This window comes from Streptomyces violaceus (assembly GCF_036014075.1).
Classification (GTDB): domain Bacteria; phylum Actinomycetota; class Actinomycetes; order Streptomycetales; family Streptomycetaceae; genus Streptomyces; species Streptomyces violaceus.
On record NZ_CP107911.1, the window covers coordinates 5,902,317 to 5,927,708 of the forward strand.

Genomic DNA, 25,392 nt, shown 5'->3' on the forward strand with positions numbered 1-25,392 from the left:
CTAGCCCACCTTGCCGGCGAGGTCGTCGGCCAGCCCGTCCAGGACCGACTTCGCGCCCTGGCCGCCGTAGATCTCCTGGAGGGCCGCGGCCCAGCTGGTCGTCGCGTCGAAGAACTGCGCCTGCGGGGTGAACTGGATCTTCGTCTGGTCGACGACCGTCTCGAAGGTCTCCAGGAACCCCGGCAGATGCCGCATCTTGTCCTTGTACGCGGCGTCGTCGGCGACGGACTTGCGCACCGGGTCGATGTGGTTGTGCGTGATCGCGCTCTTGCGCAGGTGCTCCTTGCCGGTCGCCCACTGCAGGAACAGCCAACTGGCGCTCTTCTTCTTGCTCTTGGCGTTCATGCCGAGCGACCAGATCCACATGTTGGTGGCCAGCGACCCGTCCGGCCCCTTCGGCCCCGGGTGGAAGGCGATCTTCCCGGAGGCGGGGCTGGCGCCCTTCACCGCCTGGAAGTAGGCGGCCGTGTCGGCGTCGAACAGCATCCCGGCCTTCTTCGCGCCCAGGTCACTGGAGCACTGGTACCAGGTGTACGACGTCCAGGACGGCGGCCCGCCACGCTTGACCATCCGGGCCCAGTCCTCGGTGAAGGCGACGGCCTCGGGGCTGTTCATGGCGGGTGTGAGCTTCCCGCCGTCGACCGTGAAGTCCTTCAGCCCGTTGCGGGCGTACATCGTCATGAAGCCGGGGTGGATGGTGGCCCAGCTGCGCGACCCGCGTACGGCGATCCCGTACATGCCGTCGTAACCGGCGCCCGGCGCCTTGCGCTTGATGGTCCCGGCGAGTTCGGCCAGCTCGTCGAAGGACTCGGCGGGCTTCACACCGAGCTTCTCGAACAGCTCGGTGTTGTAGGCGACGACGTTCGTCTCCCAGCCCCACGGCAGCGCGTACTGCCCGCCCTGGCCGAGCGGCGCGCCCGCCTTCAGCGACCACTGGTCGGCCTGGAGCAGGTTCGGGAAGAAGTCCCCCTGGTCCCACTCGGCGCCCGTCGCCGAGGAGTTGCGCATCCAGGGCCCGAGGTCCTCCAGCCAGTTCGGCGGCCCGTACTGCCACACCATGTACGCGCCGAGCATGAACACGTCGTAGGAGGCGCGCCCGCTGGACAGGTCCACGGTGAGCTTGTCGAAGTAGTTGTCCTCGGGGAAGACGTCGTACTCGACCTTGATGCCGGTCTTCGCGGTGAAGGACTTCAGGTCGGCTATGAGGGCGTCCGTGTACGGGTGCTTGTTGAGCAGGGCCTTGACGGTGGTGCCCTTCTCCCGCTTCCAGTCGAAGGAACCGGTGATGTCGTCCGCCGCTGACCCGTCGCTCTTGCTGTCGTTCCCTCCGAAACCGGAGCCGCAGGCCGTGAGCAGCGGGGCCGCGGCAGCCCCGGCGGCGAGGGCGAGGAAGCGCCGGCGGTCGTGCACGTGCGTGTCCATCCGTACCTCCACGTGGAGCCTGGTTAACACGTCGAGTCGACTCGTTAACAGAGGGTGGAACGGCTGAAGTTGGGCGTCAATCCCTCGCGCACGGGAAAATATCGGGGCACAGTGAGAAGTTCACAGATCCGACTGCGACGGCGTGGGAGGTTCCGGATGGTGGACGAGGGTGCGGGCGAGGGTGCGGGCTGGCTGGGCGTCGACCTGGGCACGCAGAGCGTTCGCGTGCTGCTCGTCACCGCGGACGGCACGGTCCTCGGCAGCGGCTCGGCCCCGCTGGCCGGGCGCCGCGAGGGGGTGCGGCACGAGCAGGACCCGGAGCGCTGGTGGGAGGCGCTGTGCACGGCGTCCCGGGCGGCCCTCGGCTCCGCCCCGCCGGGCCTGCCGATCGGCGGACTCGCGGTGTGCGGCACGTCCGGCACGGTGCTGCTCACGGACGGCTCGGGCCGGCCGGTGAGCCCCGCGCTGATGTACGACGACGGGCGGGCGGCCCCGGAGGCGGCGCGGGCCCGGGACACGGGGCTCGCGGTGCAGGACACGTGGGCGCTGCCGAAGGCGTTGTGGCTGGTGGGGGAGTACGGCCCCGGCCTGCGGCTCGCCCACCAGCCCGACCTGATCGTCACCCGCCTCACCGGCGAACCGCCCCCGGCCGACTCCAGCCACGCCCTCAAGACGGGCTACGACCTGCGCCGGGAGGCCTGGCCGGAGGCCGCCCTGGCCCAACTGGGCGTCCCGGACCGTCTGTTGCCCGACGTCGTACGCCCGGGCACCCGCCTCGGCGAGATCTGCGCGCAGGCCGCCGAAGCCACCGGCATCCCAGCCGGCACCCCGGTGCTCGCCGGCATGACCGACGGCTGTGCGGCCCAGATCGCCTCGGGAGCGCTGCGGCCCGGCTCCTGGAACTCGGTGCTCGGCACCACGCTCGTGCTCAAGGGAGCCGCCCGGGACCCGGTCCGGGACCCCACCGGCGTGGTCTACAACCACCGTGCCCCCGACGACACCTGGCTGCCCGGCGGAGCGTCGAGCGTGGGCGCCGGGGCGCTCGCGGCGCACTTCCCGGAGGCCGACCCGGCGGTCATGGACGAGCGGGCGGCGGCCTTCGAGCCGTCCCGTGCGGTCGCGTACCCGCTGGTGTCGCCGGGGGAGCGGTTCCCGTTCCGGGCACCCGAGGCCACCGGGTTCGTCCTCGGCGACCCCGGGGACGACGCCGAGCTGTGGGCCGCGCTGCTCCAGGGCGTGGGCTTCGCGGAACGTCTGTGCCTGGACTATCTGCACCACCTCGGCGCCCCCCTCGACGGCCCGCTCACCTTCACGGGTGGCGGCGCCCGCAGCCCGTACTGGAACCAGCTGCGCACCGACATCCTCGGCCGCCCGGCCCGCGTCCCGGAGCAGACGGAACCGGCCCTGGGGATGGCGGCGTTGGCCGCGTACGGGGTATCGGGGGCCGGAGCGCTCGCCGACGTCGCCGAGCGCATGGTCCGCGTCCGGACCGTCCTCGAACCCCGCCCCGGCCGCACGGCGGCCTTCGCCGAGCCGTACGCGCGTCTCGTCGACGCCCTGAGGGACCGCGGCTGGCTGCCCGGCCCGGTCGCCGCGCACGCGCTCGGCCGGCTGAACCGGGATACTTCCGGGTCATGAGTACGACCCTTCTGCTGGTCCGTCACGGACAGACCGTCTGGCACGCCGAGAACCGCTACGCCGGCATCAGCGACATCGACCTCACCGACACCGGCCGCGCCCAGGCCGAGGCCCTGGGCCGGTGGGCCGCCGCCCACCCCGTCGACGCGATCTGGACGTCCCCGCTGTCCCGGGCCGTCGCCACCGCCGAACCCGCTTGCCGCGCCCTCGGCCTCACCTCACAGAGCGAACCCCACCTGCGTGAATGCGACTTCGGCGTGCTCGAGGGCCGCACGCTCGCCGAGTTCGAGGCCGAGGACCCGGAGTGGGCCGCGGCCTACCGGGCCGACCCGGTGGAGCACTCCTTCCCCGGCGCCGAGGACCCGCTGGCGGCGGCGGCCCGTGGAGTGCGTGCCCTGCGGGACATCGCCACCGCCCACTCCGGCGAACGCGTCCTGGTCGTCGCCCACAACACCCTGCTGCGGCTGGTGCTGTGCACACTGCTGTCGATCCCGCCCCGGGACTACCGCAGAGTGCTCCCGCGGTTGCGGAACGCGGCGATCAGCGAACTGCGCATGAACTCCGACGGTTCCGCCGCACTCCTCTCACTCAATGTGCCCTGCGAGGCGGAAGTGCCGTAGCACTATGGGCCCATGACGCAGATCGACACCTCGGTGCCGCACTCGGCCCGGATCTGGAACTACTGGCTGGGCGGCAAGGACAACTACCCGGTGGACGAGGCGGCCGGTGACGCCTACACCGCCGTGTTCCCCGGCATCGTCACCATCGCCCGTGGCAGCCGCGCCTTCCTCGGCCGCACCATCCGCCACCTCGTCCGGGAGGCGGGCGTACGGCAGTTCCTCGACGTCGGCACCGGCCTGCCGACCGTCGACAACACCCACGAGGTGGCCCAGCGCCTCGCCCCCGAGTCGCGCGTCGTCTACGTCGACAACGACCCCCTGGTACTCGCGCACGCCCGCGCCCTGCTCACCTCCACGCCCGAGGGCGCGACGGCGTACGAGCCCATCAGCCTCTTCGAGCCGGAGCGCATCATCGAGGCGGCCGGGAAGACACTCGACCTCACCCGCCCCACCGCCCTGATCCTCAGCGGCATCCTGGGCCACGTGGCCGACTACGACCAGGCCCGCGACCTCGTCCGCCGCCTCCTGGCCGGTCTGCCCGCCGGCAGCCACCTCTCCCTCAACGAGGGCTCCCGCGGCACCGACCCGGCCTACGAACAGGCCCAGGACGCCTACAACGAGACCGGCGCGGTCCCGTACTTCCTGCGGCCGGTCGAGCAGATCGAGGCCTTCTTCGAGGGCCTGGAGCTGGTGGAACCCGGCGTGGTCTCGGTACCGCTGTGGCACCCCGAGCCGGGCGCGTCCACGGAGGCGATCGGCCAGCACGGCGGGCTCGGCCGCAAGCCCTGACCCCGCCGGACACGGGAAACCCCCGCGAGTCATGTCCTCGCGGGGGCTTCCTTCTTTCCGCCCGCCGCCGTGAAGGGTGAGAAGACGATCACGAGGCAGGACGCTTCAATCGGCCTCAGGGGGCCAGCAGCAGCACGTCCGCTCGGGACTTGGCGGCCTCGTAACGCCGGGCCACGTCCTGCCAGTTGACGACCTGCCACATCGCCTCGATGAAGTCGACCTTCTGGTTGCGGTACTGCAGGTAGAAGGCGTGCTCCCAGGCGTCGAAGACGAGGATCGGGGTGGCGCCCTGGCCGACGTTGCCCTGGTGGTCGTAGACCTGCTCCACGATCAGCCGCCCGCTCAGCGGCTCGTAAGCGAGCACGCCCCAGCCCGAACCCTGCGTGGTCGCGGAGGCCTTGGTCAGCTGGGCCTTGAAGTTCGCGTAGGAACCGAAGGACTCGGTGATCGCGTCCGCGAGCTCACCCACGCCGTCGGTGGCCAGCGGCTCCCCGCCACCGTCCTTGGGGCCGGTCATGTTCTGCCAGTAGATGCTGTGCAGGATGTGCCCGGAGAGGTGGAAGGCCAGGTTCTTCTCCAGCCCGTTGATCGACCCCCAGGTCTCCTTGTCCCGCGCCTCCGCAAGCTGCTCCAGTGTGTCGTTGGCACCTTTCACATAGGCCGCGTGGTGCTTGTCGTGGTGCAGCTCGATGATCTCGGGGCTGATCACGGGGGCGAGCGCGGAGTAGTCGTACGGGAGCTCGGGCAGCGTGTAGACGGGCATGGCGGATAACCCTCCGAACCTCTTATTGCAACAAGCTTGCAACTACAAGCTAGCAGCAGGATGGCGCCGAGGGGTGAGCAGGGCACGCAAAAGGCCCCCGCGTGTCTCGCGGGGCCTTCACCATGGGAGTCCTACTGCCTGGCGCGCGCCTTCTGCCACGCGTACCCGACGGCCGCCAGCACCAGCGTCATCCCGCCCGTCGAGTACAACTGCACCCGCGTGTCCGGCTCCCGGGCCATCAGGACGAAGACGGCGGCCATCCCGGCCAGCGCGACCCACGTCAGCCACGGGAACAACCACATCCGCACGACCAGCTTCTCGGGCGCCTCGCGCTCCAGACGGCGGCGCAGTCGCAGTTGCGAGACGGCGATGAAGATCCAGACGACCAGGATCACCGCGCCGATCATGTTCAGCAGCCAGGCGAAGACGTCGTCCGGCCGCCAGTAGCTCAGCAGCACGCACAGGAACCCGAAGACGGAGGACGCCAGTACGGCGATCCGCGGCACCCCGCCCGAGACGCGGCCCAGCACCTTCGGGCCCTGGCCGCGCTCCACCAGGGAGTAGGCGATGCGCGAGGCGCCGTAGACGTTGGCGTTCATGGCGGACAGCAGGGCCACCAGCACGACCACGTTCATCAGCTGCCCGGCGCCGGGGATGCCCAGCTCGTCCAGGGCGGCGACGTACGGTCCCTTCTCGACGACCTCCTTGGAGTCCCAGGGCACCAGGGTGACGATGACGGCCATCGAGCCGACGTAGAACAGCGCGATGCGCCACATCGCCGTACGGACCGCGCTCGCCACGCCCTTGACGGGGTTCTCCGACTCGGCCGCCGCGATGGTGACCGTCTCCAGGCCGCCGTAGGCGAAGACCGAGGCGAGCAGGCCGATGACGAGGCCCTCGCCGCCGTTCGGCATGAAGTCGGTGAGATGGCTCGCGCCCGGCGAGTCCGTGCCGGGCAGGACACCGGCGATCGCCAGGACGCCGAGCACCAGGAACAGGGTGATCGCGCCGACCTTCAGGGCCGCGAACCAGAACTCGAACTCGCCGAAGTTCTTCACGGCCGCGAGGTTCGTCCCGCAGAAGACGACCATGAACAGCGCCACCCACGCCCACTCCGGGGTGCCCGGCAGCCAGCCGCTGACGATCTCCGCGGCCCCGATGCCCTCCAGGCCCACGGCCGTACAGAGGAGCACCCAGAACGCCCACCCGGCGGTGAACCCGGCCCAGGGGCCGATCGCCCGCTCCGCGTGCGCCGAGAACGAACCCGACGAGGGATACGCGGCCGACATCTCGCCGAGCATCCGCATCACCAGCATCACGAGGAGACCGGAGAGGGCGTAGGCGACCACGATCGACGGACCTGCCGCGGCGATGCCGGCGCCGGAGCCGACGAACAGACCGGCACCGATCACGCCGCCGAGGGCGATCATCGAGAGGTGGCGCTGCTTCAGGCCATGGGAGAGGGAGACGTCGTCCGTGCTGGGCGGCGTCCCGGTGGTGGTGCTGGGCATGGGCGCGGCTCGTCCAATGCGTGAGAGGCGAGAGAGGGCAAAAACGCCGCCAGTCTGGGTGGTCCCTTCGCCCGGAAGGGAGAGCTGTCCAGCATGCGGACATGTGGAACGCACGCCGTGAGGCCCCGGGAACGGAGGGTGGACGCCGGTCGCGGAAGTCAAGGGCACCCGTGGTGGAGGGCATTTGGCGAAACCCTACAGTCCGCTTCACCGCCGAGTCCGTGACCGAAGCCGCGCTGCCTCAGTGACCGGCATCACGTCACGCTCGGTGTAACGCCCACCTTTTGTTCGGATTCAACCAACCGCGCGTTCGCCGCTTTGTGGAGCGCTGACGGTGATCAGGGCGAGGGCGCTGGGATAGCGTCACCGTGTCCCGACCGACCCTCATCCTCGCGGAGTCCCCATGAGCACCGCTGCCGCCACGCCCGCCCGCACCGGGCAGGTCCTCGCCGACCTGCTCCCCGCTTCCCGTGTCCGGGACGCGGCCCTCGTGCTCGGCGGCGCCGCGCTCACCGGGCTCGCCGCCCAGCTCTCGGTGCCCGTGCCGGGCTCCCCGGTGCCGGTGACCGGACAGACCTTCGCCGCGCTGCTCGTCGGCACGTCCCTCGGCGCCGGCCGCGGCCTCCTCGCGCTCGCGCTGTACGCGGTGGCGGGCGTCGCGGGCGTGCCGTGGTTCGCGCAGGGCACCTCGGGTGTCCTCCCCTCCTTCGGCTACATCCTCGGCATGCTCCTCGCCGCCACCGTCGTGGGCGCCCTGGCCCGCCGCGGTGCCGACCGCTCGATGCTGCGCATGGCGGGCACGATGCTGGTGGGCGAGGCGATCATCTACGCCGTCGGCGTGCCCTACCTGGCCCTCTCCACCGGCATGTCCGCCACCGCCGCGATCGCGGCCGGCCTCACGCCGTTCCTGATCGGCGACGCGCTGAAGGCGGCGCTGGCGATGGGGGCGCTGCCGACGGCCTGGAAGCTCGCCGACAAGCGCTGACGCAGTCGCCGACGCAGCCGCTGACGCAGCGGTCGCGCAGGAGAGGCTCGCCGGGGGTGTTCCCTCAGCCCGGCGAGCCTCTCGTGCGTCATGGCACCGTTCCTGACATGTCGCGGCCGGTTCAGCCCGCCTGACGCCCTGGCACCCGCCGCCGGGACCACCACATTCCGGCCGTGCCCGCCGCGAGCAGCGAGGCCCCCGCCGCGCCCAACGGCAGCAGATCACGTGCCGGACCGGTCTCCGCCAGCTCCTTGCCGCCCGGGGACACCGGCTTGTTGTCGGTGCCGAGCAGCAGGGGCGTGGCCGGGGCGTCCGGCGACGGGTTGGCCGTGCCGAACGGCACCGGGCCCTGCTGCCAGAACGTCTTCTTCCCGTCGTCGGTCTGGACGGGCAGACAGATCTTTCCGACCTTGCTCAGGTCGTACGTCGCGTCGACGGAATAGGACTTCGACTTACCGGCCGCGAGATTGTCGACGGTACAGGCGAAACCGCTGTTCGAACCCTCCGGAAGGGCGTTATCGGGTATCGCGGAACAACCCTCGACGTTCTTGACCACGAGCCCGTCGAAACCGACGACCAGCAGCCTGATCCTCCCGCTGTCCTTGCTCCCCTCGTTCTTCACGGTGGCGGTAATCGCCGTCTTTTTCGAACCGTTGTCGACCGAGATCTTCTCGGGCAGCAGCGTGGTGAGCTTCACCCCGGCCGGTGCTTCGTCGACTACCTTTCCACCCTTGCTGCTTGCGGGTCCTCCGCCCTCCGCGCCGGCAGTGCCGGAAAGGATCAGCACCGCCGAGAATGATGCCGCGACCAGTGGCCCCACGACCACGGCCGTACGACGAGAACTCATGTTCGCCCCCCTTGCGTCCCCCTGGGCTGCGCCTGAATTCGCAGCACTGAAAGAGGTACCACAAGATTTCGCCGCACTATCCTGGTACGGCGCGAAGTGTGACCGTTGTGTTTCACTGGAGGCGGTCGCGGCGTCGTGGAGGGGGTGCAGCGAATTGCCGGTGAATGCGAATAGCGGCGGTGTTCCAGGGATATTGGTGACGGGGCGCTATCGGTTGGTCGAAAGTATCGGTCAGGGGGGAATGGGGCGGGTGTGGCGAGCCGCCGACGAAATGCTCGACAGACCGGTCGCCGTCAAGGAAATGCGGATCGACGGTCTCGACGCGGAGGACAGCAGGACGCGCCGCGAACGCACCCTGCGCGAGGCCAGGGCCACGGCCCGGATCGACCACCCCAACGTCGTACGGGTCTACGACGTGGTCGACGAGGGCGAACGTCTGTGGATCGTCATGGAGTTGGTGGCCGGCCGTTCCCTCGAACGGATCCTGGCGGAGGACGGCCCCCTGCGCCCCTGCGAAACGGCCCGGATCGGGCTCGGCCTGGTCGCGGCCTTACGGCAGGTTCATGCGCGGGGCGTTCTACACCGGGACATCAAGCCCGGGAACGTCCTGGTGGAGAACGCGGTCGGGTCGGCCGGATCAGGACGCCGTGGCGTCGCGGGTTCCGGCCGGGGCCCGGTCCCCGGCTCCCCTGAACGGCGCGTCGTCCTCACGGACTTCGGCATCGCCGCGATCCAGGACGCGAAGGCACTCACGATGGTCGGGATGCTGGTCGGCTCGCCCGACTACATGGCCCCCGAGCGCATCTCCGGCCGCCCGCAGGGCCCGCCCTCCGACAACTGGTCCCTCGGCGCGACCCTCTGCGCGGCCCTGGGCGGCCGCTCTCCCTTCGCCCGCGACACCACGCTGGCAACCCTGCACGCGGTCCTGTACGAGGAACCCGAACTCCCCGCCGCCTCCAGCCCGTTGCGCGACATCCTGACGGCCCTCCTGCAAAAGGACCCGTCGACCCGCCCGAACCTGGAGGACCTGGAAACGGCCCTGGAAGCGGTGGCGTTTCCGGTTCCCACGCCGACGGTGTCGGTGGGGCTGGGAGCGTCCGGCCTCGAGGACACCTTGGGGGGAGAGGGTCTTGAGCAGGGACGGCCGGAGCGGGAAACGGGACCGGAACCGGACCTGCACGCGGAACCGGAACGGGACCTGCACGCGGAACCGGAACCCACCACGAAACCCGCCGCGAAGGCGCAGCCGAACACGGCCCGTTCCGACCGCCGCGCGACCACCACCCACAGCCCGAGCCCCGTCTCCCTCACCCGCGCACAGGCAGCGACCGAGTGCCGTCCCCATGCCACGCCGCTACCTGCCCCGATGCCGCCGGGCGAACTCCCCGGCCCCGTGGTCCCGGCCGTGACCCGCGCCCGCGCGGGCCACCGCCGCAGGATGCTCGCCGCCGCGGCGGCCACGCTCGCGGCGGCCGGTGCCGTCGTAGGAATCATCCTGGCGACGTCGTCCGGCTCACCGGGCGACGACGACACCCGCGCGGGCCCCTCGGTCTCCGCACCCCCCACCACCGGCTCCACCCCGACACCCACACCCACATCCACCGTCGAGGGCACGGCCCGGCCGCGGAGCCTGCCGCCGGGCACGCACCGGGAGGCCGGTGGGTTCGCCTGGGCGACACCGGACGGCTGGCGGCGGGACGTGAAGACGGGCGCGGAGGTGCACTACACCTCCCCGGACGGCGCCCAGGAACTGGTCGGCAAGTCCGCCCTGGCCCGCGGCGACCTCCTGGAGACCTGGCAGACCTCGGAACGCAACGCCCACCAGGGCCAGGACTACCGCAAGATCCGCCTGGAGGAGACGACGTTCCGCGGTCACCCGGCGGTGGTCTGGGAGTACACCTTCACGCTGGAGGACGTCCGCTGGCACGCCCGTCTGCTCGGCTTCAACGTGGGCGGCAAGTCGTACCAGATCAACACCTGGTACCAGTCCGGGATACAGGAGGAGGCCCTGTCCACGTACGAGAAGGTCAAGGACAGCTTCACGGTGCTGTAGGGACAAAAACACGGTGCTGTAGGGACACAAAAAAAGGGGGGCCTGCGGCGCGCGTCCGGAAAAGAAGAACACGCACCGCAGGCCCCCCAACGAAGAGGCGAGCGCCCGCCGGTCAGCCGGCCGAGACCTCGTCCCGGGACTCGTCCGGAACCTGGACCTGCGCGGCGTCGGCGCCCCGGCGGCCGCGGCCCCGGTGCTTCACGAAGGCGATGGCGAGCACCACCGCCGCGACGAGCAGCGACAGCAGAATCGTCCTGCGCCCGTCGTGCTCGGTGTCGGTGAGCATGTAGCCGAGGATGAACACGATCAGCCCGGCCGTCGCCCAGGTCAGATACGGGTACAGCCACATCTTGACCACGAGCTTCTCCGGCGCCTCCGCCTGGATGATCTTCCGCATCCGCAGCTGGGAGAAGCAGATCACCAGCCACACGAACAGGGCGACGGCGCCACTGGAGTTCACGAGGAAGAGGAAGACGGAGTCCGGGAACTTGTAGTTGAAGAAGACGGCGACGAAGCCGAACGCGACGGAGGCGAGGATCGCCGTGCGCGGCACACCGTTGCCGGTCGTGCGGGCGAAGGACTTCGGCGCGTCACCGCGCTGGCCGAGGGAGAAGGCCATGCGGGAGGCGGTGTAGAGACCGGAGTTGAGACAGGACAGCACCGAGGTCAGCACGATGAAGTTCATGATCTGACCGGCGTGCGGAATGCCCAGGGAGTCGAGCGCGGCGACGTAGGAGCCGTCGTCGGTGATGGACTTGCTGTCCCACGGCAGCAGGGCGACCACGACGAAGATCGAACCGAGGTAGAAGACGGCGACTCGCCAGATGATGCTGTTGGTGGCCTTGGTGACGGCCTGCTGCGGGTTCTCGGACTCACCGGCGGCCAGGGTGGCGATCTCGCTGCCCATGAAGGAGAAGACGACCAGGAGCACACCGGTGAGGATGGCGCCGGCGCCATGGGGCAGGAAGCCACCGTGCTGGGTGAGGTTGCTCAGCCCGGCCTGTTCGCTGTCGACACCCGGGAGCAGCCCGAAGACCGCGAGACCGCCGATGACGATGAACGCGGCGATCGCGACCACCTTGATCCCGGCGAACCAGAACTCGAACTCGCCGTAGGACCCAACGGAGACCAGGTTGGTCGCGGTGAGGACCAGCATCACGATCAGGGCCCAGGCCCACTGCGGCACGGCCGGGATCCAGCCCTCCAGGATTACGGCACCGGCGGTCGCCTCGACCGCGAGCACCACGACCCAGAAGAACCAGTACAGCCAGCCGATGGAGAAACCGGCCCAGGGGCCGAGCGCCCGGTCGGCGTGCGCGGAGAAGGAACCCGAGGTCGGGTTGGCGGCCGACATCTCACCGAGCATCCGCATCACCAGCACCACGAGCGTGCCGACGAGGGCGTATGAAAGGAGAATGCCGGGGCCTGCGGTGGCGATACCGGAGCTGGACCCCACGAAGAGCCCGGCTCCGATGACGCCACCGATGGCGATCATCGACAGATGCCGGTTCTTGAGCCCGGCCTGCAGCCCGGAGCTGCCGCCCGGTCCGCCGGGTTCTCCGGTCCCTCCGGGGTCGTTTCCTGTCGTCTTCGGTGTCGGCTGCGAGGTCATGGAACGGATTTCCTTTGCGCCGGGGAGCTGTTCTTCCGTACGGAGCCGCACGAGCCGTACGAACGGGGTGTGTCGCGGCATGACGGTGTACGGGTCCTCGTACGGGCGGGTGTACGAGCCGGTCCAGTGAATCTGAGGCGAACAGTTTCGAGAACCTTTGAATCCAGATTGTTACTTGAGGTTTTCCTGAGGTTCCGTAATGCGGCTCACATTCGCCTCACGTTTTCATGAGCGCCACCCCGCGCGCCTTCCCCGAAACACCCGTGTCACACTCGTCCCATGCGCGTGTACCTCGGCTCGGACCATGCCGGCTACGAACTCAAGAACCACCTCGTCGACTGGCTGAAGGCGGCGGGTCACGACCCCGTCGACTGTGGCCCGCACATCTACGACGCCCAGGACGACTACCCGCCCTTCTGCCTCCGCGCCGCGGAGCGGACGGCCGCGGACCCCGACGCACTCGGCGTCGTCATCGGCGGTTCCGGCAACGGCGAGCAGATCGCGGCCAACAAGGTCAAGGGCGTCCGCGCGGCCCTCGCCTGGAGCGAGGAGACGGCGGCCCTCGGCCGCCAGCACAACAACGCCAACGTCGTCGCCGTGGGCGCGCGCATGCACTCACAGGACGAGGCGACGGCCTTCATCGAGACGTTCCTCGCCACCCCGTACTCCGGTGACGAACGTCACACCCGTCGAATCGACATGCTCAAGACGTACGAGACAACGGGCGACCTCCCCCCGATCCCGCCGCACCACCCCCAGCAGGGCCCCGACGCCTGAGCTGCTGAGACCGGCCATGTGAGCCGAGAGGCGAGCTCGCGGCATAGGGACGCGAGGCGCAACCCCCGCCCCGCGGCTCCGGACTCCGGCTCCCGTGGCAAGCCCCCCGGTTTCGCCTCGACCGCGACTCGGGCACGGCTCAAGCGCGCCGCGACCCCAGGGCCGAGCCGCCCGCAGGTCCGGGCCCCGAGCCCGCCGCGGGCCCCGCGCCGAGCCACGGCAGGTCTAGTGCGGACCCCGGCCCAAGTCCATCGAGGAAGCAGGAGCGGTCCCAGCTACGAAGCAGGCTCAAGCCCAGTGACGAAGCGGGCGCAGGATCTGTGGCGAAGCAGGCGCAGGCTCCGTGATGAAGCGGACGCGGACTCCGTGACGAAGGGGCGGGCCTCGTGGAGAATCAGGCCCAAGCTCAGCGACGAGGCGGGCGCGGGCCCTATGACGAAGCAGGCTCTAGCCCAGCAACGGAGCAGGCGCAGGCTCCGTGATGAAGCGGACGCGGACTCCGTGATGAAGCAGGGGCGGGCCTCGTGAAGTATCAGGCCCAAGCTCAGCGACAAAGCAGGCGCGGGCCCAGCGACGAAGCAGGCGCAGGCTCAGAGATGAGTCAGACCCAGGCCCAGTGACCAGTCCGACCCGGTCCGGTGACGAGTCAGACGCCGGTCCAGTGTCCGAGCCCAGCGCGGGGTCCAGGGGGCGCACCCCCTGGCGGGGTGCGGGGGCGGAGCCCCGCGAGGGGTGCGGGGGACGCAGTCCCCGCCGGGGTCCGGGGCGGAGCCCCGATGCCTTTCGGCCTCAACCCCTTGACGAACTGCTTCGGGCGGGCGGGTGGGAAAGCTCGGTCCCGGGCGGAGCCCCGAGGCAAAGGCAACAACCACAGGAGAACCCGTGCCAGAAGGCCACACCATCCACCGCCTGGCCCAGGACTACGCCGCCGCCTTCCTCGGCACAGCCCCCCGAACCACCAGCCCCCAGGGCAAGTTCACCGACGCCGCCACCCTCCTCACCGGCACGGAGCTCACCCACACCGAAGCCCACGGCAAACACCTCTTCCTCGGCTTCCGCGACACTGACTGGATCCACATCCACCTCGGCCTCTTCGGCAAGGTCACCTTCGGCCCGGCCCCCGCACCCCCGCCCACCGACACGGTCCGCCTCCGCCTCGCGAACGACACCGCGTACGTAGACCTCCGAGGCCCCACCACCTGCGCCCTGATCACACCCCCGGAGAAGCAGGCGATACACGACCGCCTCGGCCCCGACCCCCTCCGTGAGGACGCCGACCCGGACACCGCGTACCGCCGTATCGCCCGCAGCCGTACGACGATCGCCGCCCTCCTCATGGACCAGAAGGTCATCGCAGGCGTAGGAAACGTCTACCGCGCGGAGGTCCTCTTCCGGCACCGCATCGACCCGTACCGCCCCGGCAAGGACATCACCCCGCCCGAGTGGCACGCGATCTGGACCGACCTGGTCGAGCTCATGCACGAGGGTGTCCGCAACAACCGCATCGACACCGTCCGCCCGGAACACACCCCGGAGGCGATGGGCCGCCCACCCCGCGTGGACGACCACGGCGGCGAGGTGTACGTCTACCGCAGGGCCAACCAGCCCTGCCACCTCTGCGGCACCGAGATCCGCACCGCCGACCTCGCCGCCCGCAACCTCTTCTGGTGCCCGACCTGCCAACGCCCCTGAGGAACCCCCGACCTCAGAAGTTGTACGGCAACCACGGCGCCACACCGGCCCCGAACCCCAGCGAGGCCTCCGCCAAGGCCCCCTGCCGCACCTCCCGCACACGCCCCGCCGCTCCCAGCGAGGCCAGCGACACACCCCCGAGATACGCCGCCCCCAACTCCCGCACGGACAGGGCGACATCCGCCGCATCCGCCGTACGCTCACAGGACGCCCCCTTCGCGTCCCCGCTGAGCCGCCAACGCCCGGCGTTCCAGGGACAGAACGCGTCCTCCACCTCGAACACCACATCCACCGGCGCCTGATACGTCCGCGCCGCCAGCGCGGCCCCCAGCTCCACCGGCCGTACGTACAGCGAGTCCCCCAACCGCGGCCGGCACCGCCGGATGTCGGACACCCAGTGCCGCCACGCGTCGTCCACCGGCCGGCCCCGCCCCCGCACCACCAGCGACGACGTCAGGTCGATACCGAACAGGAACCGCCACAGCGCAGCGTCCGCCGCGGGGTCCAGCGCGGCCGAGTTCTCCAGAATCACCGTGCCGTTGGGCCCGCTGGCCTCCCAGCCCGGTTTGATGCGATACCGCGCGTACCCGACCGTCTCGCCGTCCCGCTCGGCGACGACGCACTGCAGCGGCGACGCCCCCTCCCGCTCGCTCTCCGGATCGAGCAGCCCGAGCCGCTCCCAGCCGGGCTGCCGGGCCAGCATCCCGGGCCGCGCCGGAACCAGCCTGGCGTACACCGCCTCGCACACGTCGAGGACATCGGCCGGAACGGCGTACCGCACGCGCACGGCATCCGTATCCGCCGGCAGCGACGTGAGCCGCACCCGGGTCGTGTCGATCTCGGCGTTCAACTGGAAGGTGGCACTCCCGTATCCGAACCGCCCGTAGATCGCCGGCTCGGAGGCCGTGAGCACGGCCAGCGGCTCACCCCACGCACGGACGTCGTCCAGCTGCCGCCGCATCATCGACGTCAGAACCCCGCGCCGGCGATGCGTGGCGGCCACGCTGACCATGGTGACGCCCGCGGCCGGCACCGCGGCGCCGCCGGGCACCGTGAGCCGGAAACTGAACGCCCCGGCCGTCCCCACGCACTCGTCCCCGTCCCAGACGCCGAGTGAACGGTCAAATTCGGTCAGCGAGTTCCACAACTCCCGTTCCTCGGCGGACTCCGGCACCCCGCCGAAGCCCCGGATCAGGGTCTCGTACCACTTGTCCCAATCATCCCGCCGCAGCACCCGCAGGTCGTACGCGGAGCCGGTCGCGTCAGTCACCATGAACCATGCCTACCAGGGCGATGCGGGACGAGCGAGCAAATTTCTCGCAGGTGGCGGCGAGGCGGCGCGCTGTGAAGTTCACTGTGATCTCGGCCCTCGGACGGGGGACAAGTGGGACCTCCCGTGCCAAGCAGCCGGTCCGATGGATAGGGTCCCGAACTAATGGCATCAGGACGAGAGCGGCGCGCGGAAGCCGACACGTTCACGGCCCGGTTGAAGAAGCAGTGGCACCGGGCCCGCGTCGGCCTGCGCCGAGCCGCCGTGGACTACTTCCGCGGTGACGGCTCGGACTGGATCGCCCTGGCCGGTCTGCTCCTGACCGTGCCGCTGATCGCGGCGGCGACACTGGCGAACTCGGTCTGGTTCTCGCCGGTCGCGCTCGTCCTGCCCGTCGTCGTGGGCGGCCTGGTGCTGCGCCCGGCGAGCCTGCTCGGCCTGTACGCGGCGGCGGCCACGGCGCTGATCGTGGAGTCGGTGCAACTGGGCCCGTACACGGAGGGGCCCTCGAGGGTCACTCCGGGCATCGTGCTGGTGGTCGCGGCCTGCGGTTTCTTCGGGCTGCTGCTGGCCCAGTTCCGCAGCCGGGTGGGTGTGCCCTGGCGACGCGGCGGCACCATGCTCTTCGACCTGCGCGAACGCATCCGGGTGCAGAGCAAGCTGCCCGACCTGCCGGGCGGCTGGCACCAGGAGATGGCGCTGCGACCGGCGGGCGGCCAGTCCTTCTCGGGCGACTTCGTGGTGGCGGCCCGCACCAACGGCGGCCGTACGCTCGAGGTCGTCCTCACCGACGTCTCCGGCAAGGGCATGGACGCGGGCTCCCGCGCCCTGCTCCTGTCCGGCGCGTTCGGCGGCCTGCTGGGCTCCCTCCCGCCGCACGCCTTCCTTCCCGCCGCGAACGGCTACCTGCTCCGCCAGGACTGGGACGAGGGCTTCGCCACCTCCATCCACCTGGTCCTCGACCTGGACTCCGGCGACTACGAGCTCTACTCCGCCGGGCACCCGCCGGGCCTGCAGCTCAGCGCGGGCACCGGACGCTGGGAGGAGAAGGCGGCCGAGGGCCCGCTCCTCGGTGTGTACGACGGCGCCCAGTTCGACCCCGTGAAGGGCTCGCTGCGCCCGGGCGACGTGCTGATGCTGTTCACGGACGGCCTGGTGGAGACCTCCGACCGCGACATCGTCGAGGGCATCGACCGCCTCACCGGCGAGGCCGACCGCTACGTCGCAGGCGGCTTCCACGGCGCCGCCTGGCACCTCATCGAAGCGGTGGCCAAGGACGTCAACGACGACCGGGCCCTGCTGCTGATCTGCCGAGACGGCATGACGGTGGCGTCCGCCCGCTGACGCACGGCACGGCCGACCCAACACTTGGTCATGGTTCCGTGCCGCTTCTGTGAGCGGCTCGGACCTAGATTGCATAGGCAACTGTTGTGTTGATAGAGACTACAGAGAGACTTGAGGCGGCTTTGAGGGCCGCCGTTGTGGCCCATACGGGGGAGGCGAGCCAGCAGGATGAAGTTCGACATGGGTGCGCAGACACTGTCGTCGTTGCAGCGTGACACGCGTGGTTCGACGGATGACCTGGGTGGTCTGGTCCGGCAGTTGGTGGCGGCGGCACAGCCGCTGGAGGGCAAGTTCAACGGTTCTGGTCGTGTGATGTTCGACCAGTTCAAGACGCGGGCGGACCGGATCGCATCGGATCTGAACTCGTCGCTGTCGGCGATTCTGGGCGGTCAGTCCGGCATGGACTCGGCGTTCTCCTCGGGCGACCAGGAGCAGGGTGACAACGCGCGTCAGCAGATGTCGGCGGCGAACTTCGACGCCGCGCGCTTCCGCTGACCCGTCTGTCCTTTCTGTGCTTGGTTCTGTCTGTTCGGTTTTTCGGGGAGTGGTGTGTGATGGCAGGCGCGGGTTCGGACCGTCGGTCGTATGACCTGGGTGCGTCGACGGATGCGCAGTCCAACATTCAGGTGGTGATCGGCCGTCTGGAGTCGTTGATCGCCCAGCGTGACAAGCAGGTGAAGGCGGCGATGGCGGACTTCACGGCGGACGGTGTGGCGGATGAGTACCACGGCAAGGAAAAGCGGTGGAACAACGCCTCGCAAGAGGTGAAGAACATCATTCATCTGCTGAAGTCGACGCTGGAGAAGAACGACGGGACGGCGCAGTCGACGATTCAGCGGGCGAAGGCGGCCGTGGACAACATCGGCTGAAGTGTCGCTGGTTGTCGTGTCCGTTTCTGTTCGGTGTAGTCGGTAGTGATGTGTGACGGGGGTTTGTGGTGCCCGGCTGGGATTTGAAGCCGCAGGGTATTTCTCATGTGCTGACGACGACGGGTGACGCGGCGTCGAAGCTGGAGAAGTATGCGACGGCGTTCGGGGAACATCTGACGTCGGCGGCGTCCAGCGCGGGCACGGTTTCCGCCGAGGGTGGCGGTGAGGGCGGAGAGAAGGCGCAGGGCGGTCTGGTGGCTCTCGCGTTGTCGCAGTTCGCGGAGCATGCGGCGAAGGATCTGAAGTTCGTCGCGGCGCGGGCGGGTAAGTCGTTGCAGGGCGCGGTGGATGCGACCACGGCATATCTGAACGGTGACGAGGAGATGGCGGCGGAGGCGCAGCGCAACACGCTGAAGGCGCCCCCGGTGGATCTGCCGGGAGCCGGTAAGAAGTGATTCAGCCGGAGAAGATCCCACAGTTCACGGGGAACTTGGAGCAGCTGGAGACGGATTACGCCGACCTGAAGAAGGACGCGGGTCACATCCGGGATACCGGTGGTGACATCCACTCCCGCTTCCAGGGGCTGTCGGCCTACTACCGGGCTCCGGAGGCGGAGCAGCTGTTCGGCACGACGAAGCCGGTGAAGGAGAAGGCGGACGCATTCGCCGACGATCTGGAGACCGTGTCGGGTGCGCTGTCGTCGTATGCCACGGAAGTCCGGCCGTTGGTGGCGAAGCTGAAGCGGTTGAAGGCGGATGCCGCAGCCTTTGTCACTTCGGTGAAGGACGACGACGAGTGGGAGTACGACGAGGACAAGGTCGACGAGCACAATCAGCTGCGGGACGACATCACCGCGACGGTGGCGGCGTTCTGGGCGGCGGAGCGGACCTGCCACAACAAGATCACCGCCCTGTGGGGCGGAACGCAGATGGTGGCCGGGGACGGTTCGAAGAAGAAGAACCAGTACGGCTTCAACGCCGGGGACATGAAGAACGCGAAGCTTCCCTGGGGTGACCCGGTGGAGGAGAAGCACAAGTGGTACGAGGTCGGCCACTGGGTGAAGTCCTTCGTGTGGGACGGCCTGATCGTCGACGGCGTGTGGGGCACGATCAAGGGCCTGGGCACGCTGGTGGGTTTCGGCGGCTGGGATGCGATGAAGCAGGCCTGGAAGGGCCTGGCGCAGCTCGCCACCGGCCTGGTCATCACCGCGATCCCCGGGGCGAACGCCCAGTTCTGGACGGCGTCGGACAAGGACATGCCGTCCTGGCTGCGTGAGTCGCGTACGGCGATGAAGGAGACGGGCAAGGCTCTGGTGGCCTGGGACGAGTGGGGCAAGAACCCCGCTCGTGCGGCGGGTGCGGTCACGTTCAACGTGCTGACCACGGTCTTCACCGGCGGTGCGGGTGCCGCCGCCGCGGGTGCGGGCAAGGCCGGCGCGGTCGCCAAGGCCCTCTCGGTGGCGGGCAAGGCAGGCCGGGTCATCGACCCGATGACCTACATCGCCAAGGGCGCCGGTGCCGGCCTGTCGAAGATCGGCGACATCACCAAGGGCCTGAAGGGCGTCGGCAACATCGACATCCCCACCCTCCCCGACGGCTCGGTCCACCTCCCGGACGGCCACCAACTGGCCCCGAACGGCAATCTCGTCGCGCCCACCGGCACCATCGACGCGACGCCGGTTCCCCACAGCACAGGCCCGACGGTCCCGCACGGGAACGCGCCGACGCTTCCGGCTCACTGGACGACACAGGGCGCCGAGACCTCCCCGTACGCGGGGGCGCACGGGGGCGCCAACGGAGCCGTGCACACGGTGGACAACGCGGCCCAAGCCGGTCACTACAACCCGCCGAACGCCGGCCCCTACAGCGTCCCCACGCCGGCCACGGCAGCGAGCCACACCCCGGGCGGTGCCTTCGACACGACGCCGGCCCCGTCCGCGTATGACCACGTGCCGCAGCCGCCGGGCACGTACGGTCAGGTGCCGTCGCCAGGTATGTACGATCACGCACCGGCTCGCTCGACGTACGACCAGACACCACCGCCGTCCTCGTACGACACGACCCCGACCACCGCGCCGCACACAGGCGGTCACGACATCCCCGGCGCTGGTGGTCACGGCTACGACGCCCCTGACGCCGGTCACGCCGACGATGCCTCGCACAGCGCCGGACACGGGGACGACGCGGTGCACACCGGCGACCATACGGACGTCGGCCACGGAGTGGCGGACGCCGCTGCACATCACGGCACCGACACGCCGGTGACTTCGGGACACCAGGGCACTGACGTACCGGGGCACAGAGGGGCCGGAGAGCCGTTCGAGTACAAGCCGATCATGTCGGCGGACGACTTCGACGACCTGGCCACCGACGCGGAGCGGCACGCGGTGGCCACGGCGGAGCTGGAGCGGGGCACCAACCCCTACCCCAGCACCAGCGACGAAGCGGGCAAGGCATACGGCGACACGTACTGGAACGACTTCCTGGACAACCTCGACTCCAAGCCCATGGGGGCGCTGGAGAGGTACAGCAGTTTCTACTACAAGAGCATCAACGGCCAGCTGCGGAACATCGACGTGCCCCTGAAGCCCCAGGTTCAGGAGCTCGTCGACGACATGGACCGTGTCATGGGCGGCCGTCCTGTCCCCGAGGACGTCATGGTCGTCCGAGGGACGGAATACGACCACGTCCTCAAAGAGGTGAACTCGCTACTGGACATGGAGGGTAGAACCTTCACGGACGATGGGTTCACCTCCACGTCGCTCGGCAAGACCGCAGCCTTCGACCACCAGCCGATGATCATGCACCTCCGGGTACCGAAGGGCACACCGGCCCTATGGATCGACCACATCTCCCTCAACAAGGGCGAGCGGGAGTTGTTGCTCGCTCGCGGTTCGCAGTACAAGGTGACGCGCGTCTTCCAGGACACGGCCGGCAAGTGGCACGTCTATGGAGAGGTCTTGCCGAGGCGGCCTTAGCGCACGCCTCCGGAGAGACTTAGTCGCGGGCCGTGCCGACACACAGGAGAATGGACTTCATGAGCAGCGAGAAACCAATCACGTCACGCTTCGAAGAAAACCTGCAGTTCAAGCAGGTGGCAGGCCCGGAGACGTACAGCGTCACCACGGATGGGCCCGTCGTCTACTTGAGCGTCGCCGACAGTACAGGCACTGTCATCGGTTACGTCTGGGCCAACGACGAGGACGATGCGGCTGGCTGGGTCGTGCCGCCGGGGCTGTCGGCCAACGCCGTAAATGCCGGCGGTAGGTGGGTGCGGGCTCTGCGCGCAGGCAAGGACCGGCAGCTCGCTCCCACTGCCCTACTCGCCGAGCTGGCGCGCGGCGTGAAGGACGGCAAGCAGAGCCACGCAGTTCCGGGCTCTCTCTCTGAGGCCCCGACGCTTGCCGTTCTCAAGGAGCAGGCCTCTGGTGGCTGAGCCCGGCCGGTAAGGACGACGCCGCTGCTCATGAACTGCGGAACCCTCTGGATCAGCCGGTCGACGAGGGAAAAAGACACACCGGCCTTCGTCGAGACGTACGGCAACCTCCAGCCAGGCCCGAGCGCCGCTGCCAGCAATTCCCTTGCGACGGGCGACCAGCTGACCCGCCCGCTTCCGGATGAGAACCCATGAGACAACAGCGTGACCAACCCCGTGCACTACATCGCCGTCACCGCCCTCGACGGAGAGGTGATCGGATATGCCTGGGCGGACGCGGACGCCGGTGACGTCGAGTGGATCAACCGCAGTGCCAGCAGCACCAGTGCCTACGAAGCGGGCATGGAGTGGTACCGCCGGATCCGCGAGGCCCGTGACCGCGGGCTCACGCCCCTCGGCGTCCTCCACCTGCTCAGCCACGAACCCGGCGTCGGACCCGTCACCGAAGCCCTCGGCGCCGAAGCCGTCGAGGAACTCGCCCGCATCGTCACCCCGGCCGACGACCAGCGTCTCCTCACTCAGCTCGACCGTGACGACCCCGAGGCGTGGCGGGAACTTGCCGACGCCTTCGACGCGCTCACGGACGAGGACCGGGACGTGCAATGGGGCGGTGGGCAGAAGTCGCCGAGCGGTGCCCTCCACGTGCCGTTCCCCAAATACAGCAAGGGGGTGGACCGGGCCGTCCACGCCCTCCATCGCGTCGGTGCCGTCACGCCCGAGCACCGGTGGATGGACAACCCCATGCCCACGCTCCCGCCGCAGGGCGGACTGCGGCCCGCCGACGCCGTGCGGGCCGCCACCGCCGTGGTGCGCGGGGAGAAATTCTGCGACGGGATCATCGACAAGGCTCTGCAGAGCGGCCTCCTGGACGCCGTCGCCCATTCGCTGCGCGCCTGGTACACGGACCCTGCCGCCGCGCAGCCCCCTTCCCGGGTCGACGCGCCGGCGCCCGACATCGGCCAGGTCCGCCGCCTGCCGCATCCGGACCTTCCGGAACCCCCGGATCCGGCCCTCCCGATGTGCAGGTTCTGCGGAGGTTCTCCCGCCGCGGACGTCGCTTTCCGCGCTCACCGAGGCCTCGTCGTCCTCATGGGCTTCCGGAAGACGGACGGCCCGATGTGCATGACGTGCGGGCTGGCCGTGTACCGGGCGCTGACCGCTCACACCCTCGCCTGGGGCTGGTGGAGTCCCCTCTCCCTCTTCGTCTTCGCGCCGTTGACGCTGCTCCGCAACGTCCTCGCAGTGCGGAAGGTGAAGAAGCTCCCCGCGCCGGGACCGGGCACGCTCGGCCCGCGCTACGACCCCGGCGTGCCGGTACGCCGACGACCCCGCGCGTACATCGCCCTGATCCCTGTGCTGTGGGTGCTCTTCATGATCGTGACGGGGCTGTCCGGAGGGGTGTGAGAACACTCGGGGGCCCGTTGCACCCCGGTTGTACTCGCGCCACGTTCATGTCCTATGTTGCGAAAGCGAAGCTAGGGGGATCGGCATGCAGCAGATGATGGGTCTCGACGAGGTCGAGGCCGTCGCTCGCGCCGCGCACGCCGGACAGACGGACAAGGCCGGACGGCCGTACGCCGAGCATCTGTCGGCCGTCGCCGAGGGCGTTCGTGCCCGGGGCGGAAGCGACGAGCTGGTCGCCGCCGCCTGGCTGCACGACGCGCTGGAGGACGGCGTCCTCAGCGAGGAGTGGCTCGACGCGGCCGCGCTCACGCAGCACACCAAGGACGTCGTACGAGCCATGACCAAGCGGCCGGGTGAGGAACCGGAGGCGTACGCCCGCCGGATCCTGGCCACACCGGGCGCCCGGCTGGTCAAGTCGGCCGACCTCGCGCACAACGCCGACCCCCACCGCCTCGCCGCACTCGACGAGCACACCGCCCGGCGGCTCACGCAGAAGTACGCCGCCATGCGGAAGCACCTCGGTCTGGCCCCGGCCGACTGACCACGCACCAACAGAGCACAGGACGACTGAATGGCACGGGACTACGACAGCCAGCTGCTGGAGTCGGTGGCGGTGCGCCGGCGCCGGATGCGCGACGCACTGCTGTTCGGTGCGCAGCGCGCACGGCGGACGGCGGACGAGCGGTTCGGCAAGATGTTCGCGGGCATCGCGATCGCCGCCGTACTGTGCGCCGGCTGTATCGGCTGGTCCTTCCTGCAAGCCACGCTGGCGAAGCAGAAGGCGGAGGAGAGGAAGCAGCAACAGCAGCAGGAGCAGCTGTACAACCCGACGCCCAGCGCCTCCGCGAGCGGTGCTGGCGGCAAGGGTGCGGAGAAGCAGTGAACGGGGTGGGTGCGGTCGGCGCGACCGGATCGGAGCGCGGCCGTGGCCGAAACGACGCGATGATAGGTTCCGGCGAGTGGTGAGTGCAGCAACGATGTCCCGGACCCAGCTGAGCCGGGTCACCCTGATCGGCGAGCGACGACGAGCCGACCTGGTACTCCCGTCCGACACGCCGATCGGCCAACTGCTTCCCGACATACTCCAGTTGCTGGACGACCGGGCCGCCGCCCGGCCGACCACCCGGCAGCTGATCACCTCCGACGGCTCGGCGCTGCCCCATGACGCGACGCTGTCCTCGGCCGAGGTGCCCGACGGCGCCGTGCTCCGCCTCGTGCGGGCCCATGCCGCGCCGCCGGCTCCGGTCGTGCACGACGTCACCGACCAGGTCGCGGACGACCTCGACCTGCGGACCTGGCGCTGGCGCCCGGCCGCCCGCCGCATCAGCGCCGGCGTGGCCACCGTGGTGTTCGCCGTGGCCGCGGCCGTCCTGGCCCGGCAGGAGTTCTCACTGGAGTCCCTCACCACGGGGCTCGCGGTCGTCACCGTGCTGTTCCTTGTCGCCGGTGCGGCCATCGCCAGGATCGGCGACGGCAACCAGGGCCTGGCCACCGCTCTGCTGCTGGCCTCCGGCGGGCTCGGCCTGCTCACCGCCTGGACCGCCGCCGACGCCTACGACTGGGGTGGAACGGCCCGGCTGGCCGGGGTCGCCGCCGCACTCGTGATCACCCTCGTGCTGCTGTCCTACTGCTCGCCGCTCGGCAAGGGCGGGCTGATCGGGGCCGGGGCGATCGTGGTCATCGCCCTGGTGTGGGAGGCGGTCGCCCTCCTCCAGGACCGGGCGGACCGGATCGGCGCCGTGATGGCTGTGGTCTCCATCATCCTGCTCGGGCTGCTGCCCCGGTTCGCACTGATGGCCTCCGGACTCACCGCGCTGGACGACAAACGCTCAACGGGGACGTCCGTGAGCCGCCACCAGGTCGCCAACGCCCTCGCCGCCACCCACCGCGGGCTCGCCCTCGCCACCATCGTCACCGCGGCGTCGGCCGCCCTCGGCGGCTGGATGCTGACCACCGCGAAGGAACCGACGGTCTGGACGGTCGGCCTCGCCTCCCTCGTGGCCGTCGTGCTGCTGTCCCGGGCCCGGGCCTTCCCTTTGGTCGCCGAGGTCGTGGCGCTTTTCGCTGCGGTGGCGGTCCTCGTCGTGCGCCTCGCGGTGCTGTGGCTGGACCATGCCGGGGGCGCCGGAGCCCTGGTGCTGCTGGGTGCCGCGGCACTGTTGCCGCTGCTGGTTCTCGGCATCGAGCCGCCCGATCACGTACGGGTCCGGCTGCGCAGGTTCGCCGACCTGATCGAGTCCCTGGGCGTGATCGGGCTCTTCCCGCTCGCCATCGGGGCGTTCGGCATCTACGGGCAGTTGCTCAACAAGTTCTGAGGCTGCGAAGACCAGACGCGCACCAGCTGTCGCTCCCGCGGAACGG

General features: G+C 69.9%; 23 protein-coding genes. 17 read left to right on the forward strand and 6 right to left on the reverse strand.

Going from position 1 to position 25,392, the window contains the following annotated elements:
* Positions 1-1,422 carry an ABC transporter substrate-binding protein gene (locus OG542_RS26655; protein WP_328413955.1) on the reverse strand — a complete coding sequence of 474 codons (1,422 nt, stop codon included), beginning with the start codon at positions 1,420-1,422 and terminating at the stop codon, positions 1-3.
* A gap of 156 nt (positions 1,423-1,578) precedes the next feature.
* Here OG542_RS26655 and OG542_RS26660 point away from each other — a divergent pair, with 156 nt between their 5' ends.
* From OG542_RS26660 to OG542_RS26670, 3 genes are read left to right on the forward strand one after another with little or no spacing between them, the layout of a single operon-like run.
* Positions 1,579-3,060 carry an FGGY-family carbohydrate kinase gene (locus OG542_RS26660; protein WP_328413956.1) on the forward strand — a complete coding sequence of 494 codons (1,482 nt, stop codon included), beginning with the start codon at positions 1,579-1,581 and terminating at the stop codon, positions 3,058-3,060.
* Entirely contained in the window at positions 3,057-3,680 is a 624-nt protein-coding gene (locus OG542_RS26665; protein WP_328413957.1) for a histidine phosphatase family protein, read from the forward strand. The genes OG542_RS26660 and OG542_RS26665 overlap by 4 nt, the downstream gene beginning before the upstream one ends.
* A gap of 12 nt (positions 3,681-3,692) precedes the next feature.
* The gene (locus tag OG542_RS26670; protein ID WP_261679686.1) at positions 3,693-4,469 is read left to right on the forward strand and encodes an SAM-dependent methyltransferase; all 777 of its coding nucleotides are present in this window, start codon (positions 3,693-3,695) and stop codon (positions 4,467-4,469) included.
* Positions 4,470-4,584: 115 nt separating this feature from the next.
* Here OG542_RS26670 and OG542_RS26675 read toward each other — a convergent pair whose 3' ends face one another.
* Together OG542_RS26675 and OG542_RS26680 are read right to left on the reverse strand one after the other, a co-directional pair.
* Positions 4,585-5,232: a superoxide dismutase gene (locus OG542_RS26675; protein WP_328413960.1), complete on the reverse strand. Its 648-nt coding sequence runs from the start codon at positions 5,230-5,232 to the stop codon at positions 4,585-4,587.
* A 131-nt stretch (positions 5,233-5,363) separates the two neighbouring features.
* Positions 5,364-6,743, reverse strand: a complete 1,380-nt coding sequence (locus OG542_RS26680; RefSeq protein WP_328413962.1) for an amino acid permease — start codon at positions 6,741-6,743, stop codon at positions 5,364-5,366.
* A gap of 403 nt (positions 6,744-7,146) precedes the next feature.
* Between OG542_RS26680 and OG542_RS26685 the strand changes: the two genes are divergently transcribed.
* A complete protein-coding gene (locus OG542_RS26685; protein ID WP_328413964.1) occupies positions 7,147-7,728 on the forward strand; it encodes a biotin transporter BioY in 582 nt (193 codons plus the stop codon).
* 121 nt (positions 7,729-7,849) lie between these two features.
* Here the strand turns inward: OG542_RS26685 and OG542_RS26690 are convergent, their stop codons facing one another.
* On the reverse strand, positions 7,850-8,575 hold the full coding sequence (locus tag OG542_RS26690; RefSeq protein WP_328413966.1) for a hypothetical protein: 726 nt from the start codon (positions 8,573-8,575) through the stop codon (positions 7,850-7,852).
* Positions 8,576-8,816: 241 nt separating this feature from the next.
* On the opposite strand from OG542_RS26690, the gene OG542_RS26695 reads away from it, so the two are divergent.
* On the forward strand, positions 8,817-10,628 hold the full coding sequence (locus tag OG542_RS26695) for a protein kinase domain-containing protein (RefSeq protein WP_408057794.1): 1,812 nt from the start codon (positions 8,817-8,819) through the stop codon (positions 10,626-10,628).
* Between the two features lie 112 nt (positions 10,629-10,740).
* Here the strand turns inward: OG542_RS26695 and OG542_RS26700 are convergent, their stop codons facing one another.
* Positions 10,741-12,240, reverse strand: a complete 1,500-nt coding sequence (locus tag OG542_RS26700; RefSeq protein ID WP_261682305.1) for an amino acid permease — start codon at positions 12,238-12,240, stop codon at positions 10,741-10,743.
* A gap of 279 nt (positions 12,241-12,519) precedes the next feature.
* Between OG542_RS26700 and OG542_RS26705 the strand changes: the two genes are divergently transcribed.
* Together OG542_RS26705 and OG542_RS26710 are read left to right on the forward strand one after the other, a co-directional pair.
* Positions 12,520-13,017 (forward strand): ribose-5-phosphate isomerase, encoded by a 498-nt coding sequence (locus OG542_RS26705; protein WP_193478076.1) that lies wholly within the window; start codon positions 12,520-12,522, stop codon positions 13,015-13,017.
* Positions 13,018-13,899: 882 nt separating this feature from the next.
* A complete protein-coding gene (locus OG542_RS26710; RefSeq protein ID WP_328413968.1) occupies positions 13,900-14,709 on the forward strand; it encodes an Fpg/Nei family DNA glycosylase in 810 nt (269 codons plus the stop codon).
* Between the two features lie 13 nt (positions 14,710-14,722).
* On the opposite strand, the gene OG542_RS26715 is transcribed toward OG542_RS26710, so the two are convergent.
* Positions 14,723-15,982: a GNAT family N-acetyltransferase gene (locus OG542_RS26715; RefSeq protein WP_328413970.1), complete on the reverse strand. Its 1,260-nt coding sequence runs from the start codon at positions 15,980-15,982 to the stop codon at positions 14,723-14,725.
* A 162-nt stretch (positions 15,983-16,144) separates the two neighbouring features.
* Between OG542_RS26715 and OG542_RS26720 the strand changes: the two genes are divergently transcribed.
* From OG542_RS26720 to eccD, 10 genes are all read left to right on the forward strand, one after another.
* Positions 16,145-17,323 (forward strand): PP2C family protein-serine/threonine phosphatase, encoded by a 1,179-nt coding sequence (locus tag OG542_RS26720; protein WP_328413972.1) that lies wholly within the window; start codon positions 16,145-16,147, stop codon positions 17,321-17,323.
* 168 nt (positions 17,324-17,491) lie between these two features.
* Positions 17,492-17,818 (forward strand): hypothetical protein, encoded by a 327-nt coding sequence (locus OG542_RS26725; RefSeq protein WP_053671823.1) that lies wholly within the window; start codon positions 17,492-17,494, stop codon positions 17,816-17,818.
* Between the two features lie 59 nt (positions 17,819-17,877).
* Positions 17,878-18,192, forward strand: coding sequence for a pore-forming ESAT-6 family protein (locus tag OG542_RS26730; protein ID WP_328413977.1), 315 nt, complete (start codon positions 17,878-17,880; stop codon positions 18,190-18,192).
* Between the two features lie 65 nt (positions 18,193-18,257).
* A complete protein-coding gene (locus tag OG542_RS26735; protein WP_408057795.1) occupies positions 18,258-18,647 on the forward strand; it encodes a DUF6507 family protein in 390 nt (129 codons plus the stop codon).
* Positions 18,644-21,169: an ADP-ribosyltransferase gene (locus OG542_RS26740; RefSeq protein ID WP_328413981.1), complete on the forward strand. Its 2,526-nt coding sequence runs from the start codon at positions 18,644-18,646 to the stop codon at positions 21,167-21,169. The genes OG542_RS26735 and OG542_RS26740 overlap by 4 nt, the downstream gene beginning before the upstream one ends.
* A gap of 59 nt (positions 21,170-21,228) precedes the next feature.
* The gene (locus tag OG542_RS26745) at positions 21,229-21,627 is read left to right on the forward strand and encodes a hypothetical protein (protein ID WP_328413983.1); all 399 of its coding nucleotides are present in this window, start codon (positions 21,229-21,231) and stop codon (positions 21,625-21,627) included.
* 204 nt (positions 21,628-21,831) lie between these two features.
* Complete coding sequence (locus OG542_RS26750) at positions 21,832-23,031, forward strand: DUF6508 domain-containing protein (RefSeq protein WP_328413985.1); 1,200 nt, start codon at positions 21,832-21,834, stop codon at positions 23,029-23,031.
* Positions 23,032-23,116: 85 nt separating this feature from the next.
* Positions 23,117-23,572, forward strand: coding sequence for an HD domain-containing protein (locus tag OG542_RS26755; protein WP_328413987.1), 456 nt, complete (start codon positions 23,117-23,119; stop codon positions 23,570-23,572).
* A 30-nt stretch (positions 23,573-23,602) separates the two neighbouring features.
* The gene (locus OG542_RS26760; RefSeq protein WP_328413989.1) at positions 23,603-23,914 is read left to right on the forward strand and encodes a hypothetical protein; all 312 of its coding nucleotides are present in this window, start codon (positions 23,603-23,605) and stop codon (positions 23,912-23,914) included.
* Positions 23,915-24,008: 94 nt separating this feature from the next.
* Complete coding sequence (gene eccD, locus OG542_RS26765; RefSeq protein ID WP_328418118.1) at positions 24,009-25,346, forward strand: type VII secretion integral membrane protein EccD; 1,338 nt, start codon at positions 24,009-24,011, stop codon at positions 25,344-25,346.
* Positions 25,347-25,392: the final 46 nt, after the last annotated feature.